The organism is Microbacterium sp. SORGH_AS_0428 (assembly GCF_031453615.1).
GTDB lineage: Bacteria > Actinomycetota > Actinomycetes > Actinomycetales > Microbacteriaceae > Microbacterium.
The window spans coordinates 1,319,069-1,336,935 of sequence record NZ_JAVIZT010000001.1 but is presented as its reverse complement, the minus strand read 5'-3'; the positions used below and the strand labels follow the sequence as shown (position 1 = coordinate 1,336,935).

The following is a 17,867-nucleotide window of genomic DNA, read 5'->3' as shown; positions in this document are numbered from 1 at the left end:
CCTGCCGTACAGACGTGTTCTCTACGATCGATTCGCTCGTGGCCGTCCGGCGACGGTGAAGGGAAGTGGGACGTGGGGATTCAGACGTCCATGGATGCGGTCCAGAGCGCTCCGACGATCGTCGATGCGCTGCGCCGCGCCGATGAGCTCGCGTTCGAGGCGGGCCGGGAGCCGGGCGTGCGATCGCTGCGCCATCTGGCTGCGGCGCTCGCGAGCGAGGACGACGTACGCGCCCTCGCGGCGGTGCACGCGCTGGGTGCGATGACCGACGAGGAAGCCGGACGGATGCTGGCGGCGCTGCTGTCGGATCGTCGCCCGTACGTGCGCGAGCACGCGGCGTGGGCCCTGTCGCAGGGGCTGCCCCGGCTCGACGCGGTCGGGCGCCTCATCGCGATGGTGGCCGCCGGCGGGTTCTCCGCCATGCTCGCGCAGCGCACCCTCGAGGGCTGGTCGGTCCCCTCGGGCGAGGTGCTGGCCGTCGCCCTCGAGGCGGCGCTCGTGTCCACCGACGACCCCGCCGCCCGGGCGCGCCTGGTCGAGACCCTCGGCCTCGTCCGCGCGCCGCTGGCGACGAGACCGCTGATCGCGATCGCCCGCGACGAGGCGGAGGACGACGCGGTGCGCGAAGCCGCCATCGCAGCGCTTGGCCAGCGGCCCGGGCAGCCCGGTGTCGAGAACACGCTCGACGCGCTCATGGCGACCACGGGCCGCCTGGCGTCCGTGGCGCGGCTCGCGCTGCTTGACCTGGTCCCGCCGCAGCCCGATGCGGCCGACGCGCCTCGCACGATCGCGCAGCTGTTCCTGCACGCCGACATGGACGCGCAGCTGGCGACCGCGGGCGCCGGCGACAACGGCGGCATCGCGACCCTGCTCGTGCGGCTCGGCGACGCGCTGGTCGCCGACGGCTCCGGGCTCGTGGAACGCGTGATCACCCTCGGCCGCGGCAGCGTCGACCAGGCGGCGAGCGATCTTCTGGACGTCGCGGGCACCCGCGGCGGGCACCGCTTCGGGCGCGTGCCCATGGCGCCTTCGCCGGTTCCCTCCGCGGCGGCGTGGGGGCTGCGCGTGCAGGCGCGTCGCGGCATCCGCCGGGTGCTGCGGGCCGCGGGTCGCGTGGACGTGCTGCATCTGCGCATGGCGGATGTGGGAAGTCTCGCGGCGGCCGATGTCGCGCGCGAGCTCGGCATCCCCACCGTGTTCACGCTGGCCCCCGACCCGCACTCCGTGATCACCTCGCTCGAGGAGTCGGGCCAGCTCACGCGCGAGGGGTTCGGCGAGGCCGACCTCCGCGAGCACTACTGGTTCCGCGCCCGGCTCGTGCAATCGCTGGCGGCGGGCGCCGAGCACACGGTCCTCTTCCCGCGGCCGACGCTCGCCGACGACATGAAGCGGCTCGTGGGTGTGGACATCACCACGCACGCCGAGCGGCACACCGTCGTCGCCGAGGGTGTCGACCTCGCCGTCGTCGACGACGCCGTCTCCCGGGTCGCAGCCTCTGCCGGGACGGGCGACGCGCCGACGGGGCTGGCCGAACTCGAGCGGATGCTGGGCGAGCTGCCCCCGGAACGCCGCGGCCTGACGCTGCTGGTCAGCGTGGGGCGCCTGCACCGCGTGAAGGGCATGGCCTCGCTCGTCGAGGCGTGGCACGCCTCAGCGCTCGCCGAGCGAACGAACCTGCTGATCATCGGCGGGGACCTCACGCATCCGTCGGTCGACGAGAGGGAGCAGATCGAGCGCATCGACGCCATCGTTCCCGCCGCCGAACGCGCGGCGCGAGGCCTCCTGCTTCCCGGACACCGGCCGAACGGCGTCACGGCGCTGTGGCTGGCCGCCGCCCGCCTCGGGCTGCCCGGCCTCGCCGCGCCCGCAGGCGTGTACGTCTGCGCGAGCATCAAGGAGGAGTTCGGCATCGCCCTGCTGGAGGCCATGGCGACGGGACTCGTCGTCGTGGCGCCGGATGCCGGCGGTCCCGCAACGTACGTCGAGCCCGGCCGCACCGGGTTCCTCGCGCCGACCTGGGATCGGGAGCGTTTCGTCGCCGCGATCACCGAGGCGCTCGCGCACGCGACGCTCGACCCGGATGCGGTCGCCGAGCGCTCGCACGCGATGGTCGCCGAACGGTTCACGATCCAGGCGATGGCGGCGACGCTGGCCCCGCTCTACCAGGCCGTGGCGTCGCAGGACGCCGACCTCGCCCGGCTGGCGGTGCTGCCCTCGTGAGGCTGCTCGTCATCAGTCCGGACTACGCCTCCCACCTGCTGCCGCTCGCGAGTCTCGCGACGGCCTGGCAGGACCGCGGGCACGAGGTCGCCGTGGCGACGGGGCCTGCTACCGCGCCCATCGTCGCAGAGGCCGGGTTCGCCCACGTCGAGCTGTCGCTCGGCCGCGGCGCGAACGCCGGCGTCATGCGTACCGCGCAGCAGCAGGCGGACGAGGCGTCCTCGCTCGAGGGGTTCTTCGCCGCGACGCGCCTGGGCATGGTCGAGACGCTGACCTACCAGGCCCGTGAACGGCTGACGGATCTCATGTGGGATCCGGTCGGCCGCGGTCGGCAGACGCTCGAGATCATCGAACGGGTCCGTCCCGACCGCATTCTGGTCGACCACCTCGCGTTCAGCGCGCGGATGGCGATGCAGGCCGCCGGCGTCGCGTACGGGGATGTCGTGCTGGGGCACCCGACCGCCCTGCCGGTTTCGGGGGAGCTGTACGGCGTGCCGCCGTTCTGGCCCCGGGCCTTCGCCCCTGACGCCGAGAGTCTGGACGCCCTGCGCGTGCTGGCGGCGGAGGTGTCGGAGCGATTCACCGCGCAGTGGAACGACGCCGCATCCGAGATCGATCCCGGGGCTCCCGTCGTGGCCGACGCCTTCGCATCGCACGGCGCGACGGTGCTCTACAACTACCCCGAGCAGCTCGCCGACGGCGACGGCCGGGCCATGGCCCCGGGGACCTTCCTCGGCTCGACGCTGCGCGAGGAGGCCGTGGACCCGTCGATCTCCCGCTGGATCGACGAGGGCGAGCCCTACGTCTACGTGAGCTTCGGCAGCTTCCTCTCGGTGCGCGAGGACGTGCTGGTCCGGGTGGTCGAGGCGCTGCGCACGCTCGGCGTGCGCGCCGCGATCGCGACGGGCGCCGCCGACACCGCGGCGTGGGGCGACATCCCCGCCGGCTGGCTCGTGCGCGAGTACCTGCCGCAGGTGCGCCTGCTCGGCTCGGCGGCGGCCGCGATCACCCACGGCGGCAACAACTCCGTCACCGAGGCGTGCGCGCAGGGCGTGCCTCTGGTGGTGCTGCCGTTCTCGACGGATCAGTTCGCGGGTGCTGCGGCGCTGGAGCGCACGGGGGTGGGCATCGCCTGCGATCCCAATCGCGTGACCGCGGCCGAGCTGGCAGACGCCGTGGCCCGGCAGCTGCGACCGGATGCGGCGGCGCCGGCACTGCGCGAGCGGATGCGGCGCGACGGCCGCGAGCGCCCGGGGCCGCTCCGGGCCTTCGACGCGCTGGCCTGAACCGGGCGTAGGGACCGGTCTCGCGCGGCAGGGGAAGCCGCGGGGTCAGGAGATGCCGACGAGGCGCGCGATGGCTCCGGGGTCGGCGGCCGCGGCCCGGTAGAGACCCATGCGGGCCTCGTTGGCCTCGTAGCCGGCGCCGACGCGCTGCTCGGCCGCGTGGTGCAGCGCGTAGACGCGTCCCGCGTGGCGGCGTGGCGGCTCGCCCAGCACGGCCTGATGGGTGAGGTACCAGGCGGCGTCCTCGAAGCCCCATCCGCGGAACGCCTCGTCCTGGCCGCCGTGCGCGAACCACGTCTGCGGGGTCGCGACGTAGACGCCGGAACAGGCTCCCTCGACGTACTGCTCGACCGTGCAGTCGCTGAGCGGTGTACCGGCCGTGTACTCGGCCGAGCCGCTCGCGCCGAGCCAGCGGTACTCGTCATAGGGCAGGTGCACGCGTCCGCTCGTGCGGGCGGCGGCGATCGCGGCGCGCAGCGGCTCCGCCTCGGGCAGGGTGTCGGCGTCGCCGATCACGACGACCGCATCCGGATGCGCGGTGCGCATCGCGAGGTTGCGGCACGCGGCGAGGACGAACACGTCGTCGTCGGTGTCGATCGTGCGCACCGACGCCTCGGGCAGATGGGTCTCGTACCAGCGGCGGACGAGTGCGAACGGTGCGCGGCGGGTCGGCGCGTCCCGCCAGGGGATCACGACCTCGACGGGGGGAACGAGAGCTGTGGACATCGCGCTCAGCATAAGCGCGTTCCGGGCCTGCGCTGACCCCTTGCGCGTGCCGGCTTTCCGCTGGCGAGTCGCTGCCCGCATCCGCCGGTCGGAGGCGTAGGCCAGCTGCCCGCATCCGCCGGTCGGAGGCGTAGGCCAGCTGCCCGCATCCGCCGGTCGGAGGATCGCGCGGATGTCGGAGGATGCGGGCCGAAACCTCCGACGCGACGCGTTTTCTCCGACCGGACGAGGCGGAGGAGCGGACGCGCAGGCTCTCCGACCGACCTGTCGGTCGATCAGTCGCAGATGACCGTGACGCCGGCGGCGGCGAGAGCCGCGGCGAGGTCGTCGGGCGGAGGAGCGTCGGTGATGAGGTAGTCGGCGCCCTCGAGGGCCGTCACCTGGGCGAACAGGCGGCGGCCGAGCTTGGTGGAGTCGGCGAGGATGGCGGTGCGATCGGCGCGCTGGATCATCTCGGCCATCATCGTCGAGTCGCCGAGGTTGGATGCGGAGTATCCGGATGCGTCCACGGCGCCCACCGCGACGAAGGCGATGTCGGCGCGGATGTCCACATCCGGTCCGGCGGAGGTCATCGCGAGGCTCACAGGCCCGGTCGTGGCCTGGGTGATGGTGCGCACGGCTCCGCCGAAGACGTAGAGGTCGCGGAACACGCTCGGCGGGATCTCCGCGGGGACCCGGAGGTTGTTCGTGGCGATCGTGAGGTCGCGGTGGTTGCGCAGTGCACGCACGAGAGCGAGCACGGTCGTGCCGCCGTTGATCATGAGCACCGCGCCGTCGTCGACGAGTTCGGCGGCGAGCTTGCCGATCTTCTCCTTCTCGGGCACCTGCATCCGCAGGCGCACATCCAGGCCGCGATCGCGGCCCGGCCCCTCCGACGCACTCATCGCGCCGCCGTGCGTGCGCACGAGCGCACCCTGACGATCGAGCTCGTCCAGGTCGCGGCGGATGGTGTCGATCGAGACGCCGAAGTGTGCGGACAAGTCGGCGACCGTGACCTGTCCGACCTCCTCCACGTAGGCGGCAAGATCCGCCTTGCGTCCGGCGGGCAGTCGGCGGGAAGAGCTTTTGCGCTGCGCGTCCATGGCCTCATATCTAGCACAGGACTGCATAAAACGGCGGAGACAGCCGCAAGCATCCGCAACTTTCTGGACCGAGAGTCCAGCGCTGACCCGGGGAAAGTGCCCGTGATTCAGGGGCTCCCGTGATCATTCCGTGTCTTGACGGGATGCAGGCATCGCTGCATAATCGTGCTTAAACAGGCATGAAGCTGCAGAAATGAGCGGAATGCCGCACCATCTCGAAGAGGAGAGACATGTCCGCATTCCGGCGAGGACGCCGTACCGCAATCATGCTCATGGGCGTCGCGACAGCGACGACCACGCTTCTGGCTCTGACGGGCTGCTCGTCGGGCGGCAGCGGTTCGGCCGACAGCGGCGGCGACGTCACGATCGAATTCGCGCAGTGGTGGGAGCCCGAACTCCCCGACGGCGAGTTCCGCGCCCTCATGGACGAGTTCGAACAGGCCAACCCCGGCATCAAGGTCGACCTCGTCAGCGGCCCGTACGCATCGACGAAGGAACAGCTCTTCGCCGGCGCCGCATCCGGCACGATGCCCGACGTCGTCGGTCTCGACGGAGCGTGGGTCAACGACTTCGCTTCCAAGGGCGTCATCACCGACCTCGGTCCGCTGCTGAAGGACGCGGGCTTCGACGAGAGCGAGCTGGCCGCCCAGATCAAGGTCGACGACAAGACCTACATGATCCCGGTCGTCAACTTCGTCTACCCGATGTTCACGAACGACGCCCTGCTCTCGCAGGCGGGAGTCAGCGCACCGCCCTCCACCCGCACCGAGTTCGAGGATGCGGCCAAGAAGATCACCGCGCTCGGCGGCGACGTGCACGGCTGGGTGCTGCCGCTGTCGCTCGAAGCGCCGAACGGCGTGCAGAACGACGTCATGTCGTGGGTGTGGGCCTCGGGCGGCACGATGCTCGATAAGGGCAAGCCCGACCTGACCAACGACGACGTCACGAGCGCCGTCGAGTACATCGGCGACCTGTGGAACGAGGGCGTGATCGCCCCCGGAAGCTTCACCATGAAGGAGCAGGACAAGGTCGAGGAGTTCACCAACGGCCGGGTCGGCATGATGATCGACTCGCTCGCGCACATCAACCTCATTCGCGAGAACAACCCCGACCTGACCTTCTCGATCTCGGCGATCCCCGCCGAGGACGGCTTCACGGGTGAGCGCGGCATCCCCTACGCCTCGTGGGGCATCGGTGTGGCCGAGAACTCGCAGCACAAGGATGCGGCGGCCAAGCTCGTCTCGTTCCTGATGAGCAAGGACACCAACTCGAAGCTGTCGACCATGGCCAAGGCCTTCCCCGGTAACACCGGCTCGGAGCCCGACTTCGTGAACGACGACGAGCTGTTCAAGACCGCGTTCGAGATCTACAAGGCGGGCTACCCGGCCAACGAGTTCACCGGCCTCCCGGTGGCCGAGGACCTCATGCGTCAGCTCGGCGAGCAGCTGCAGTCCGCCCTCGACGGGCAGCAGTCGATCCCCGACGCGCTGAAGAAGGCGCAGGAGAGCTGGACGGCGGAGTTCTGATCCCATTCCGCCACCGGGTGCCGCACCGCGCGGTGCGGCACCCGGATACGTCAGGAGTTGACCGAGCATGACACTCAGAACGCTGACCGCGCCGGACACGGAGACACTCGTCACCGGCCGGCCGCCCGGCAAGAAGCGCCGTCAGTTGCGGCGCACGACGGAGTCCTACGGCTTCCTCGCCCCCACCCTCATCCTGCTGTTCATCCTGATGGTCGTTCCGATCGTCATGGTCGTCGGCTACTCGCTGCAGGACAGTGCGATCCTCGGCCCCCCGCCGGAGTTCGTCGGCATCCAGAACTACCTGACGGTCCTCGGCGACCCGGGCTTCTGGAAGGCGACGGGCAACACGATCTTCTTCAGCGTCGTCAGCGTCGCCGCCCACCTCGTGCTGGGTCTCGGCTTCGCGATGATGCTCAACAGCCGCCTGCTCGGCGGCGTCACCCGCACCGTCTTCCGCGCCCTCTACGTGCTTCCGTGGCTGTTCACCGCCGCCGTCATCGCGGTGCTGTGGCGGATGCTGCTCGCCCCCAACGGGGTCATCAACTTCCTGCTCAACACGAACATCGAGTGGCTCGCCTCGCCGCAGCTGGCGCTGGGCACCGTCACCTTCATCAACATCTGGGCGGGCTATCCGTTCTTCATGGTCAGCCTCCTCGCGGGTCTGCAGGGCATCCCGCAGGACCTCTACGAGGCAGCGACGGTCGACGGCGCGACCGCCTGGCAGCGCTTCTGGAACGTCACGGTGCCGCAGCTGCGTCCGATCATCATCAGCCTGGTGCTGCTGGATCTCATCTGGACGTCGCAGCAGTTCGCCCTCATCTGGATGACCACCGGCGGCGGACCGATCGATGTGACCGAGATGCTCAGCACGTTCACCTACAAGCTCGCCTTCGCCAAGTACGACTTCTCGCTGGCGGCCACATCCGCCGTGCTCGTGCTGCTCATGTCGATGGTGCTGGCCGTGTTCTACGTGCGCCACCAGAAGGCGAGGGACTGACATGTCGATGACCACCGCTTCGCGTACCCGTCTCGCACGCACGCTGCTGCTCGTGGGCCTCGTGGCGGGCGCCGTGTTCGCCGCCGGTCCCGTGCTGTGGATGCTGTCGAGCTCGTTCAAGCCCAACACCCAGATCTTCGAGAGCCCGCCGCGGCTGGTGACGGACGCGTTCTCGTTCGACGCGTACGTGAAGATCTTCACCAACGCCGAGACGATGCGGTTCTTCCTGAACAGCTACATCGTGGCCGGCGCCGTGACGATCCTGACGCTGCTGGTCGCCATCCAGGCGGCGTACGCGTTCAGCCGCTTCGACTTCCGCGGCAAGCGGGTGCTGAACGTCATCATCGTCAGCGTCCAGGCGGTGCCGCCGATCACGCTGCTGATCCCGTACTTCGGGCTGATGGTCGCCCTGGGCCTCTACAACACCTACCCGGGCCTCATCTTCACCTACATGGTGTTCACGCTGCCCTACGCGATCATCATGATGACCGGGTACTTCAACACCCTGCCGCGCGAGCTCGACGAGGCCGTGCGCGTCGACGGAGCAGGCTCGTTCACCGCGCTCTGGCGCGTGCTGGTGCCCATCTCGGTGCCGGGCATCGTCTCGGTCGGCATCTACACGTTCATGATCGCGTGGAACGAGTACCTGTTCGCCCTGACACTGACCCGCACCACCGACATGCGCACGGTGCCGATCGGCATCCAGCTGCTCATGGGTCAGCACTCGTACGAGTGGAACCAGATCATGGCGATGAGCATCCTCGGCTCGATCCCCGTGCTGATCCTCTTCCTCGTGCTGCAGCGCTTCTTCATCAGCGGCCTGACGGCCGGCTCGGTCAAGAGCTGACCCGCACCCACACGTTTGTTCCCGACGTCCCGTCACCCATCCCACTCAAGGAGAATCCATCGTGCTGTACACCGGTAAGTCCATCCTCGACGTCGCCAACGAGCATAACTTCGCCATCCCCGCGTTCAACATCAGCGACTGGGCGATGTTCAACGGCGTCATGGACATCAGCGAGGAGAAGCAGGCCCCGGTGATCATCGCGATCCACCCGGACGAGGTCTCGCACATCACCACCGACCTGATCGCCGCCATGCACTCCCGCGCCCACCGCTCCTCGGTTCCGGTCGCGATCCACTGGGATCACGGCGGCAGCTACGAGCAGATGATCGTGGCCATCCAGTCCGGCTTCACCTCGGTGATGATCGACGCCTCGCTCCTGCCTTTCGAGGAGAACGTGGCGCTGACGCGCAAGGTCGTGGAGGCCGCGCACGCCGTCGGCATCCAGGTGGAGGGCGAGCTCGGCACGATCGGCGCGAACGACAGCTACGGCGAGTCCGGTGCCGCGGAGATCATCTACACGAACGTGGCGGACGCGGTGCGCTTCGTCGAGGAGACCGGCGTCGACAGCCTCGCGATCGCCATCGGCACCTCGCACGGCCTCTACCCGGCCGACAAGAACCCCGAGCTGCGCCACGACCTGCTCGAGGAGATCAAGGCGGCGGTGGGCATCCCGCTCGTGCTGCACGGCGGATCGGCGAACCCGGACTCGGAGCTGCGCCGCGCGGTGGAGCTGGGCGTGAACAAGATCAACATCTCCAGTGACATCAAGGTCTCGTACCACAACAAGATGCGCGAGATCCTCGGCACCGACGAGCGTCTGCGCGAGCCGAACGCCATCCAGCCGGGCGCGATCGCGGCGCTGAAGGTGACCGCGGCCGAGAAGATCGACCTGTTCGGGGCGACCGGCAAGGCCGCCCTGTACTGACCGGCACAAGGCACGGGATTCACGAGAGAGGCGCCGTGGTGGGAAAGCTCGTTCTGGGGCTCGGTGGCACCGTCGACTACGAGGTGCGATGGGATGCGGCCGTGCTCGAGCAGCTGGCGCGCGCGTACGGCGTGCGCCGGGGCGAGCTGACCACCGCGGCGCCGATCGACGACGAGCGGGCGCTCGTGGTCACGGTGCTCGGCTTCCTGGCCGCCGGCGGCGGCGGGGAGCGGTTCGTGGCCGCATCCGAGATCGTGACGCGCTTCGCCGAAAGGTTCGAGACGCGCGTGACGCTGGGCGGCACGGGCGTGCGGGCGGGGCTCGCGCTCGCGCGGCTCGGCATCCCGAGCGTGCAGCACCTCGTGAGCATCGACGACAACGTGCGGCGCCTCCTCCCGCCAGAGCTGGCCTACATCTGCTCGGCGACCCGCGACACCCTCGATCCGCACCTCATCGTGCAGTACCCCGCGGGCGCCCGCGTCGCCCTGGTCGACGGTGAGGTGATCGCGCCCGCGCCGAACCGGATCATCTTCGCGAACGACGCGCCCAACCGCGAGATGGCGCTGGCGCCCGAGCTCGCCGACGAGCTCGCCGACGCCGACGCCTTCCTCGTCTCCGGCTTCAACACGATGCAGGACGAGGCGCTTCTCTCCTCACGTCTCGACGACCTGCGGGCGGCGATGACGCGCCTGCCCGCCGAGGCTCTCGTCTACTACGAGGATGCGGGCTTCTACCGCAGGGAGTTCTCCGACATCGTCCGCGCGCGCCTCGGCGACGTCATCGACGTGCACGGCATGAACGAGGACGAGCTGCAGGAGTACGTCGGGCGGCCGGTGTCGTTGACCGACGCCGCGGATGTCGCCGACGCGCTCGCCGGCGCCCAGCGGCTGATCGCCGCTCCCGCACTCGTCGTGCACACGCGCTACTGGGCGATCGCCACGGGCCCCGAGGCCGGCCGGCATCGCGGCGCGCTGGAGAACGCCGTGCGGCTCGCCGCCACCCGCTACCGCCTCGGCGACGCGGCTACCGCGCAGGACATGGCTGCCACGGCCGGACTCGGCCGGCATCCGGACGGCGAACGAGTGGTGGCCGAGGTGGCGCGCCTCCTGGCCGGCGCGGTGGGTGTCGCCGCGTACCGCGTCGAGGTCGCCGACCCGACCACCATCGGCCTCGGCGACACGTTCGTCGGAGGGTTCCTGGCATGAGCGGGCGTATGGATCACATCCGGCCCGGTCGTCTCCGGGCATCTTGCGGAGGGTTCCCGGGATGAGCATGATCGTGCGGCTGCCGTCGAACCGGCCCGCCCGGCGCTTTTACCGCGGAGGGCGGCAGATCACCGACTTCCGCCGTGAGGCGCCCGCGGCCAGCCACGAGCCGGAGGACTGGATCGCCTCGTGCACCACCGTGTTCGGCGAAGGCGAGCTCGGGCTGAGCCGGCTGCCCGGCGGAGCACTGCTGCGCGAGGAGGTCGCGGCCGATCCCGTGCGCTGGCTCGGCGACGCGCACGTCGCCCGGTGGGGCGCCGACCCGCGGCTGCTCGTGAAGCTGCTGGATGCGGGGCAGCGTCTGCCCGTGCACGCCCACCCCGACGACGCGTTCGCCGCCGAAAGGCTGGGGCACGCGCACGGCAAGGCGGAGGGCTGGTACATCCTCCGCGGCGGCTGGGTGCACGTGGGCTTGCGTCGCCCCGTCTCCGCCAGCGAACTGCGCGACCTCGTCGAGAACCAGGACACGGCGGCGCTGCTCGATCTGCTGCACACGCTGCCGGTGCAGCCGGGCGATGTGGTGTGGATCCCGCCCGGCGAGCTCCACGCGATCGGCGAGGGCGTGCTCCTGCTGGAGCTGCAGCAGCCCGAGGATCTCTCGATCCTGCTCGAATGGCGCGGCTTCGAGCTCGACGGCTCCCGCGACGGGCATCTCGGCCTCGGGTTCGATCGAGCGCTCGACGCCGTGAACCTGAACCGCCGGGCACCCGCCGAACTCGCGCGGCTCGTGCAGCACGCTCCCTTCGCGGCGCGTCCCGCATCCGTGTTCCCGACCGAGGCCGACCCGTTCGTGCGCCTCGAGCGGCATCGCGTGACGGATGCGGTGCGGCTCGCCACAGGCTTCGCGGTGCTCGTGGTGACCCGCGGCGTGCTCGAGATCGCCGGGGAGTCCGCGCCGGCGGGGAGCGTGTTCCTCGTTCCCGCCGCGGCGGGCGAGGTGCCGGTGGCCGGGGAGGGCGAGCTGCTCGTCGCGCGCCCGCCCGCGCCCTGACCGGGCGTGCAGATCCGCCGAGCCCGCATCCGCCGGCGCGCATCCGCCGGTCGGAGAATCGCGCGAATGCCGGAGGATCGGGGCCGAAATCTCCGACCGTGGGCCTGATCTCCGACGTTCGTGAGCGGATGCGGGTGCCGCCGCATCCATCCACCCGCGCCCGGGGAGCCGCAGGCGCCCTAGGCTCTGGGCATGACGGATGCGCTGCTCGCCCACCTCGCTGCCACCTCGACCGTGACCGTCGTCACGACCCGCCCCGACGGGAGCGCGGTGGCCACTCCGATCTGGGCCGTCGTCGTCGGCGACGCCGCCTACGTACGCGCCGCCTACGGCGACAAGACGGCGTGGTTCCGCCGTGCGGTTTCGGGACGACCGGCCGGGTTCACGCTCGCCGACGGTGAGCACGCCGAGCAGGACCCGGTAGCCGCGCTCGAGGATCCGCAGGTCGCGGTGACGTTCGAGCGCGTGTCCGCCGACGACCCGGTGCAGGATGCGGTCTCGGCCGCCTACGAGGCGAAGTACGCGGCCGACTTTCCCGAGCACGTGCCGCCCGTGGTGAGCGCCGAGTCGCTCCGGCACACCCTCGTCGTCCGCCCCGCCTGAGCGGGAGGCGCCGCCTGAAGTCCCGGCCTGGCGTCTGTCAGCCTGCGCCAATCGACCGCGTCCGTCGGGTCGGAGATCGGCGTGAACGTCGGAGATTCACGCGGATGTCGGAGGATGCGCGCGGAATCCTCCGACATCCGGCGCATTCTCCGACGAAGCGGGCGGATGCGGGAGCCCGCCGGACCGCGTCAGCGGCGGTAGCGGGCGGCGGGGTGCCAGTCGGGAAGGCGCGGACCGTCGGCATCGGTCAGCATCTCGCGGAGCGTGCCCGTGCGGGGCGTCTCGGGCAGCAGGCCCCGACGGCGCAGCTCCGGCATGAGCTGGTCGGTGAACTCCGTGTAGCCCTCGATGCCGCCGTACCAGTTCTCGACGAGGAAGCCGTCGACATCCGTCTCGGCCACGAACGCCTCGACCTGGTCGGCGACGGAGGTGACGGTGCCGGTGAACTTCATGCCGCCGAACGTGGCCGGCAACGAGTCGAGGATCTCGCCGATCGTCGGGCTCGTGCCGTCGGGGTTGCGCCACATCGCCAGCATCGTGTGGCCGACCTCCGTCGAGACGTCGTCGAGCGTCGCCTCGGGGTCGAGCTGGGCGAGGTCCACACCCGACCACCCCAGGAACAGTGCGGCCGTGGCCTCACGGGTGGCTGTCGTGTTGAGCTCGGCGCGCAGGCGCTGCGCCTCTTCGTCGGTGTCGGCGATGATGAACGACGCGCCGTTGACGACCTTGATGGAGGATGCGGGGCGGCCCGCATCCACTGCCTTCTGACGCAGGCGCGCGATGCCCGCCGCGAGGCGCGCGGCGTTGCGGTCCTGCGTGAACACGCACTCGGCGTACTGTGCGGCGAACGTCGTGCCGGCTTCCGAGGTTCCCGCCTGGAACAGCGTGGGCGTGCGCTGCGGCGACGGCGTCGCGGGGAAGTAGCCGTCGAAGGTGAAGTACGTGCCGTCGCGGCGGATGCGGTGCACCTTGCTCGGGTCGGCGAAGACCTTGTTCTTCTTGTCGGCGCGGACGGCGTCGTCTTCCCAGGCGCCCTCCCAGAGCTCGAGATCGAGATCGACGAACTCGGTCGCCGCGGCATAGCGCTCGTCGTGCGGGGTGACCTGCGTGCGGCCCAGCAGACGCACGAGCGCCTGCTGGTTGTCGCTCGTGACGATGTTCCAGCCGATGCGCCCGCCGGTCAGGTGGTCGAGCGTCGTGAACGTGCGCGCGTTCAGCAGGGGCTGCTGCGCGGTGGTGGATGCGGTCGCCACGAAGCCGATGCGCGGCGTCGCCGCGGCCAGCGCCGACATGATGGTGAGCGGGTCGTGCACGGGGAACTGCACGGCCTCGCGGATGACGGCCTCCGGCACCTCGCCGGCGTCGTTCATGGGGTAGCCGATGGCCTCGGCCATGAAGAAGAAGTCGAAGCCCGCCGCATCCAGCTTGGTGACCATGTCGGTCCAGAACTCGAGCGTGGCGAAAGCAGCGGTGTCGCCACGCTCGTGGTGCCAGCTGTTGCCGATGAAGTTGGGGGTGAACTCCTCGAACGCACCGAGGACGAGCTGTTTGGTGGGCATGCGGCCACGCTAGGAACCGCGTGTTTCGCGGGTGTGACCGGTGCTCGCCGCCGATGTAACGATTCGTGTGAGTTATCGCTCGGGGTCGTTGTCTGAGCCGCCGCCGTGGCGATGCGTCGCGCCGGCGGCGGTGATGAGCAGGAGCTCGGTCGTGCCGGACTGCGCGGCGGGCACCATCCAGGAGTGCGCGCTGCGTGCGTCGGCCCAGAGGGTGTCGCCGGGGTGCAGCGCGACGTCGTCATGATCGGCGTAGCGGTAGATGAGGGAGCCGGAGAGCACATGCACGATGTCCTCGCCGTCGTGCGCGTAGGTCACATCCTCGTAGCCGGGCGTCAGCTCGAACCGATACGCCCCGAGCTGACGCCCGCGCGCGCCGGCGATGAGCTGGGTGTAGGTCTCGCCGTCGCTGTCGCGCATAGGGATGCGGGAGCCGCCGCCGGCGCGGACGACCTCGAGGCGGATGGGCTGCTCGGGCAGCAGCGCCGCGGCCGAGACCCCGAGTGCCCCGGCGAGGCTGTAGAGCGAGGCGATGCTCGGCATCACCCGGCCGTTCTCGACGTTCGTGAGGAACGGCTGCGAGACCCCGGCGGCCGCCGCGAGCGCACGCGTCGAGAGCTGACGGCGCGTGCGCTCCTCGCGCACGGCGCGGCCGATGGCCGCGGCTGTGGCTGAGGACTGCTCGCTCATGCGCCCAGCCTAGGTGAGGCGGAGTGCGCGATTCGTCAGCACTATCGTGGCGCGCGTCGGCCTCGCCGCATCCGTACACTCGACGCGTGTCCAACCCGCTCGATCCCGACGCCGTGTCTCGTGCGCGGGAGGCGCGGATGCGGCTGCGGCACAGGAGGCAGATGCTGTGGGCGCTGGTGGGGGTGTGCGTCGTGGCGAGCGCACTCATCTGGGCGCTGTGGGTGGTGCCGGTGTCGCAGTCTGTCGCGGCGGCGCGGCCGACGCCGCTGGGCGAGGCGGCGGAGCTTCCCGCCGAGGGCGTCACCGGGGTGTGGGCTTCGGGTACGGCCGCGTTGCTCGGTCTGGTGGAGTGTCGGGCCGAAACCGCCGACGGGATCTCCCTGCGCACCTGGTCGGCGCCGTCGCCGGGGTGGGAGGACACGCTGTGGTGGATGACGCCGCGGACCGGGTTCTCCCCGGTGCGCAGCATCGCGGATGCGGGCGGGCCGGCCGCATCCGTCACGTGCTCGTCGCGGATCGACAGCTACGACGGCGAGTTCCTGCTGGCGGGCGACGTCACCGCCGGCGGTGGCGGCGTGGGGCTCGGGCGGATGGGCAACGTCGATTACCCCACCGGCACGCTTCTCGCGCTCGGCGCCGTCGGGCTGCCGCTGTTCTCGTTCTTCATGACGATCGTGCTGCTCGTGCAAGGCCTGCGTGCACGCCGCTTCGACCGATAGCCTCGGTCGGTATGAGCGCAGTCACCCACGCCTGTGTCGAGCCGGACTGCGGATGGCGTCAGGTCGTGTCTTCGCGCCGCGCCCGTTCGGCGGATGCGGTGCGCGAGCGCACCGAGCACAGCGGTGTCCACGGGCGTGACGTGGGCTTCGCGGTACGGGAGCGCTGGCCGTGGCTGTGGCCCCTGTTCGCCGTCAACCTCGTGTGGCTGGCCGTGAGCGTGTACGCGGCGGTGAGTGGTGACTTCGCCGTGAGTGTCTTCGCCCCCCAGGTGGCGATGCTCCAGGCCTGGTGGCTCGCGGCGATCGAGATCGTGCTGATCGCGGTCGGCACCTTCTCGTACGCGTCGACCGTGCCCGCCGGCGCGTCCTTCTGGCGTCGCGCGTTCGCGGGACTCACGATGTCCGCCTTCCTCGTGATGATCGGCAACGCGGTGGCGGCTTTCGCGCTGCTGTTCTTCGTCGGCTCGTTGTTCGCGTCCTCACTGTGACAGCCCCGTCCGCGCCCGTCGTCGACGTGCGCCGCGTCGCGTGCGGCACGGCCTACACGCGCGTGTCCTCCATCCGGGCAGAGGGCGAGCGCTCCTTCGTGCTCGTCGCCGGAATCGGCGTCGCGGCGACCTACTTCGAGCGGCTGGCTCCGCAGCTGAACGAGTTCGGCGCGGTGCACGCTCTCGACCTGCCCGGGTTCGGCGGTGTGCCGCATCCGGAGTCGGCCATGTCGATCGCGCAGTACGCGGATGCGGTGGAGGCGGTGCTCGACGAGCTCGCGCTCGAAGACCCCGTGCTCGTCGGGCACTCGATGGGTACGCAGATCGTGACCGAGGTCGCGCGGCGACGACCGGAGATCTCGACGCTCGTGCTCATCGGCCCGGTCGTCGACCCCGCCGCGCGACGGCTTCCGCGACTCGCGCTGCGGTTCCTGCGGTCGACGTGGCACGAACCGCTCAAGATCAAGGTGCTGGCGGTGGGTGCCTACCTGCTGTGCGGGCCGCGGTGGTTCCTGCGGGTGCTGCCGGAGATGATGCGGTTTCCGATCGAGGAGCTCTTCGCCGACATCCGCGCTCACACGCTCGTGATCCGCGGCGAGCACGACGCCGTGGTGCCGCGTGCGTGGGTCGAGCGCGCGGCGCGCGAGATCCCGTTCGCATCGACGTGGGAGATCGGAGGCGCCGCGCACTCGGTCATGCACGGGCACGCGGAGGGCGTCGCGCGGCTGTGCGTGGCATTCGCGCGGACGCCCCGAGACACCGACGGCGAACTGAACCTGATGCCGGATGCGGAGGCCGAGGCGCCCGAGCCCCGCGCGGCGAGCCTGTCCGCCGCGTTCCGCGCGTTCGCGGCGCGGTTCGTTGAGTTTGTGGGCGTGGTGCGCCGGGACGATCGCGAGGTGGCGCGCGGGAAGACCTCGCACGCTCGGGTCATGAAGGAGCAGCAGGACTGAGGCCCCGATCCACAATCTCACCGCCGACGTCGCTTGTCGTGGAGCGGCGACGATACTGGGTGCATGTCTGCCTTCAACGACCTGCTCGGGCTTCTGCTCGGCCCGACTCGTGAACCACGACGCGGAAGGAAAGAGGAGGAGCGCCTCGCAGCGCTCCGCGCCAGGCGGACTCCGGAGGTCGTGACCGAGCTCGCCGACGACGAGGTGTTCGTGTTCGGCAGCAACGCGGCCGGTCAGCACGGCGCGGGTGCGGCACGGGCCGCTTTCGAGAACTTCGGCGCCGAGTGGGGAGTGGGTGTCGGGCCGACGGGTCGCTCCTCTGCGATCGACACGATGAGCGGCTTCGACACGATGCTCGAGCAGATCGTCGACTTCCTCGAGTACGCGCAGGCGCATCCCGAGACGACGTTCCTCGTCACGCCTATCGGCACGGGCATCGCCGGGCACAAAGTGGAGAACGTCGCGCCGTTCTTCCAGGGTGCACCGGTGAACGTGGTGCTGCCGCAGGTGTTCGTCGACGCGTTCGACGCGCAGTGACCATCTGCTCCGTGCGCGAGCTCAGCGCGGCCCGCGCACGACGGGATGCGCCGGTATCCGGGCTGCTGTCGTGACAGCGGAACCGTCCCGGCGCCGCTTCCGGCCGCCGCTCGCCGTGCTGGCGCGGCTGTTCGGCATGCAGGTGTGCGGCGTCATCCTGATCGTGGTGGGCACCGTCATGCGCGTGCACCTCGCGGTCGTGTTCATGGCCGCGTTCCTCCTGCTCGTCAGCCTCCTTCGCGCCCGGTGGGAGCCGTTGCCGACGACGCGCTGGATGGCGTGGATCTCGCCGGTGCTGCTGGTCGCGGCCGTCATCGTCTGGCTCGTCGCGGGCTGAGCGCGAGCCGCCCGCATCCGTGGGTCGGGTCGGGTGGTCCGGTCGGGTCGGCCGGTCCGGGTCGGCCGGTCCGGTCGGAGATTCGCGCGGATGTCGGAGGATCGGCGCTGAATCCTCCG

18 protein-coding genes are annotated in these 17,867 nt (G+C 70.6%); 14 read left to right on the top strand and 4 right to left on the bottom strand.

Features of this window, described 5'->3' with window-relative positions; genetic code table 11:
* The first annotated feature begins 72 nt into the window (after positions 1-72).
* Both QE374_RS06340 and QE374_RS06335 read left to right on the top strand, forming a co-directional pair.
* On the top strand, positions 73-2,220 hold the full coding sequence (locus tag QE374_RS06340; RefSeq protein ID WP_309733160.1) for a glycosyltransferase: 2,148 nt from the start codon (positions 73-75) through the stop codon (positions 2,218-2,220).
* Positions 2,217-3,506 carry a nucleotide disphospho-sugar-binding domain-containing protein gene (locus QE374_RS06335; protein ID WP_309733158.1) on the top strand — a complete coding sequence of 430 codons (1,290 nt, stop codon included), beginning with the start codon at positions 2,217-2,219 and terminating at the stop codon, positions 3,504-3,506. Before QE374_RS06340 ends, QE374_RS06335 begins: the two co-directional genes overlap by 4 nt.
* Positions 3,507-3,551: 45 nt before the next feature.
* Here QE374_RS06335 and QE374_RS06330 read toward each other — a convergent pair whose 3' ends face one another.
* Complete coding sequence (locus QE374_RS06330) at positions 3,552-4,232, bottom strand: hypothetical protein (RefSeq protein WP_309733156.1); 681 nt, start codon at positions 4,230-4,232, stop codon at positions 3,552-3,554.
* A 275-nt stretch (positions 4,233-4,507) separates the two neighbouring features.
* Positions 4,508-5,314, bottom strand: a complete 807-nt coding sequence (locus QE374_RS06325) for a DeoR/GlpR family DNA-binding transcription regulator (protein WP_309733154.1) — start codon at positions 5,312-5,314, stop codon at positions 4,508-4,510.
* Between the two features lie 230 nt (positions 5,315-5,544).
* Between QE374_RS06325 and QE374_RS06320 the strand changes: the two genes are divergently transcribed.
* The 7 genes from QE374_RS06320 (at position 5,545) to QE374_RS06290 (ending at position 12,468) form a co-directional block, all read left to right on the top strand.
* A complete protein-coding gene (locus QE374_RS06320; protein ID WP_309733152.1) occupies positions 5,545-6,840 on the top strand; it encodes a sugar ABC transporter substrate-binding protein in 1,296 nt (431 codons plus the stop codon).
* Between the two features lie 67 nt (positions 6,841-6,907).
* Positions 6,908-7,837: a sugar ABC transporter permease gene (locus tag QE374_RS06315; RefSeq protein WP_309733150.1), complete on the top strand. Its 930-nt coding sequence runs from the start codon at positions 6,908-6,910 to the stop codon at positions 7,835-7,837.
* A gap of 1 nt (position 7,838) precedes the next feature.
* On the top strand, positions 7,839-8,684 hold the full coding sequence (locus QE374_RS06310; RefSeq protein ID WP_274287317.1) for a carbohydrate ABC transporter permease: 846 nt from the start codon (positions 7,839-7,841) through the stop codon (positions 8,682-8,684).
* Positions 8,685-8,745: 61 nt separating this feature from the next.
* On the top strand, positions 8,746-9,609 hold the full coding sequence (locus tag QE374_RS06305; protein WP_309733147.1) for a ketose-bisphosphate aldolase: 864 nt from the start codon (positions 8,746-8,748) through the stop codon (positions 9,607-9,609).
* A gap of 35 nt (positions 9,610-9,644) precedes the next feature.
* Positions 9,645-10,814 (top strand): ADP-dependent glucokinase/phosphofructokinase, encoded by a 1,170-nt coding sequence (locus tag QE374_RS06300; protein ID WP_309733145.1) that lies wholly within the window; start codon positions 9,645-9,647, stop codon positions 10,812-10,814.
* 61 nt (positions 10,815-10,875) lie between these two features.
* Positions 10,876-11,865 (top strand): carbohydrate kinase, encoded by a 990-nt coding sequence (locus QE374_RS06295; RefSeq protein WP_309733143.1) that lies wholly within the window; start codon positions 10,876-10,878, stop codon positions 11,863-11,865.
* Positions 11,866-12,057: 192 nt separating this feature from the next.
* Positions 12,058-12,468, top strand: coding sequence for a DUF2255 family protein (locus tag QE374_RS06290; protein WP_309733141.1), 411 nt, complete (start codon positions 12,058-12,060; stop codon positions 12,466-12,468).
* Positions 12,469-12,656: 188 nt separating this feature from the next.
* Here the strand turns inward: QE374_RS06290 and QE374_RS06285 are convergent, their stop codons facing one another.
* Together QE374_RS06285 and QE374_RS06280 are read right to left on the bottom strand one after the other, a co-directional pair.
* The gene (locus tag QE374_RS06285; protein WP_309733139.1) at positions 12,657-14,027 is read right to left on the bottom strand and encodes an NtaA/DmoA family FMN-dependent monooxygenase; all 1,371 of its coding nucleotides are present in this window, start codon (positions 14,025-14,027) and stop codon (positions 12,657-12,659) included.
* 72 nt (positions 14,028-14,099) lie between these two features.
* Entirely contained in the window at positions 14,100-14,714 is a 615-nt protein-coding gene (locus tag QE374_RS06280) for an XRE family transcriptional regulator (protein ID WP_309733137.1), read from the bottom strand.
* 86 nt (positions 14,715-14,800) lie between these two features.
* Here QE374_RS06280 and QE374_RS06275 point away from each other — a divergent pair, with 86 nt between their 5' ends.
* From QE374_RS06275 to QE374_RS06255, 5 genes are all read left to right on the top strand, one after another.
* Complete coding sequence (locus tag QE374_RS06275; protein ID WP_309733135.1) at positions 14,801-15,433, top strand: hypothetical protein; 633 nt, start codon at positions 14,801-14,803, stop codon at positions 15,431-15,433.
* An 11-nt stretch (positions 15,434-15,444) separates the two neighbouring features.
* A complete protein-coding gene (locus QE374_RS06270; RefSeq protein ID WP_309733133.1) occupies positions 15,445-15,921 on the top strand; it encodes a hypothetical protein in 477 nt (158 codons plus the stop codon).
* On the top strand, positions 15,918-16,874 hold the full coding sequence (locus tag QE374_RS06265; protein WP_309733131.1) for an alpha/beta hydrolase: 957 nt from the start codon (positions 15,918-15,920) through the stop codon (positions 16,872-16,874). The genes QE374_RS06270 and QE374_RS06265 overlap by 4 nt, the downstream gene beginning before the upstream one ends.
* Before the next feature lie 63 nt (positions 16,875-16,937).
* Complete coding sequence (locus tag QE374_RS06260) at positions 16,938-17,411, top strand: hypothetical protein (protein ID WP_309733129.1); 474 nt, start codon at positions 16,938-16,940, stop codon at positions 17,409-17,411.
* Between the two features lie 70 nt (positions 17,412-17,481).
* On the top strand, positions 17,482-17,748 hold the full coding sequence (locus QE374_RS06255; RefSeq protein ID WP_309733128.1) for a hypothetical protein: 267 nt from the start codon (positions 17,482-17,484) through the stop codon (positions 17,746-17,748).
* The last annotated feature ends 119 nt before the right edge of the window (positions 17,749-17,867 follow it).

Bases quoted from the DNA above. Each gene is read 5' to 3' on its own strand.
- QE374_RS06280 (WP_309733137.1), bottom strand. From the start codon at position 14,714: ATGAGCGAGCAGTCCTCAGCCACAGCCGCGGCCATCGGCCGCGCCGTG.
- QE374_RS06270 (WP_309733133.1), top strand. From the start codon at position 15,445: ATGAGCGCAGTCACCCACGCCTGTGTCGAGCCGGACTGCGGATGGCGT.
- QE374_RS06260 (WP_309733129.1), top strand. From the start codon at position 16,938: ATGTCTGCCTTCAACGACCTGCTCGGGCTTCTGCTCGGCCCGACTCGT.
- QE374_RS06330 (WP_309733156.1), bottom strand. From the start codon at position 4,232: ATGTCCACAGCTCTCGTTCCCCCCGTCGAGGTCGTGATCCCCTGGCGG.
- QE374_RS06290 (WP_309733141.1), top strand. From the start codon at position 12,058: ATGACGGATGCGCTGCTCGCCCACCTCGCTGCCACCTCGACCGTGACC.
- QE374_RS06325 (WP_309733154.1), bottom strand. From the start codon at position 5,314: ATGGACGCGCAGCGCAAAAGCTCTTCCCGCCGACTGCCCGCCGGACGC.
- QE374_RS06315 (WP_309733150.1), top strand. From the start codon at position 6,908: ATGACACTCAGAACGCTGACCGCGCCGGACACGGAGACACTCGTCACC.
- QE374_RS06310 (WP_274287317.1), top strand. From the start codon at position 7,839: ATGTCGATGACCACCGCTTCGCGTACCCGTCTCGCACGCACGCTGCTG.
- QE374_RS06285 (WP_309733139.1), bottom strand. From the start codon at position 14,027: ATGCCCACCAAACAGCTCGTCCTCGGTGCGTTCGAGGAGTTCACCCCC.
- QE374_RS06295 (WP_309733143.1), top strand. From the start codon at position 10,876: ATGAGCATGATCGTGCGGCTGCCGTCGAACCGGCCCGCCCGGCGCTTT.
- QE374_RS06320 (WP_309733152.1), top strand. From the start codon at position 5,545: ATGTCCGCATTCCGGCGAGGACGCCGTACCGCAATCATGCTCATGGGC.